Source organism: Candidatus Hydrogenedentota bacterium (assembly GCA_016791475.1).
Classification (GTDB): domain Bacteria; phylum Hydrogenedentota; class Hydrogenedentia; order Hydrogenedentales; family JAEUWI01; genus JAEUWI01.
In genome coordinates this window covers 1-529 of record JAEUWI010000182.1, presented here as the reverse complement: position 1 = coordinate 529, position 529 = coordinate 1, and the positions used below count along the sequence as shown (strand labels likewise).

The window sequence follows — 529 nt, the reverse complement described above, 5'->3', positions numbered from 1 at the left end:
AGGAGTCGGGACCCGGCTACGGTAACGCAGACTTCACTCTGCCGCCTCGGTAGAGTCGAGAATGGGCGCGGGTGCTGACCATGACGGCCGTCCCGTTTCCCATTCCCGCTCATCAAACCGGACATGCAGATTTCCCGCATCCGGCTTTCCGGCTAGCTTCATCGTAGACTCACAAACGCGTGCTCATCGGCCCCTGGAGCCGGATGACTCCGAGCGAGCCGAACACCCGTTCCTCGGGGAACTGGCGGATGCCTTGCGTAGACACCTTGTGACGCCGTCTCAGAAAGTGCCGCACTGCCTCATAGACATACTCGTCAACCGCCCGGTAGGCTCGTCCCGTGCTCCCGCAACCGAAGTATCCGCGCCAGCCTTTCAACTTCTGATTCAGCAGCGCACACACCTCCGTCCACGGTCCCACGTTGCCGGCCACCAGTAGGTCTCCCACGTTCTCCTTGACCCTGGAAACGCTCTTCTTCGACGGACTGTAGCCAATGTACTCCCGGCCCGTCCGCATACTGTAGTGCGGTCC

Annotated in this window: 1 protein-coding gene; it reads right to left on the bottom strand. The window is 61.4% G+C overall.

The genetic code is table 11. From position 1 onward, the window contains the following. Positions 1 to 169: 169 nt before the first annotated feature. A complete protein-coding gene (locus JNK74_28580) occupies positions 170 to 445 on the bottom strand; it encodes a hypothetical protein (protein MBL7650144.1) in 276 nt (91 codons plus the stop codon). Between the last annotated feature and the right edge of the window lie 84 nt (positions 446 to 529).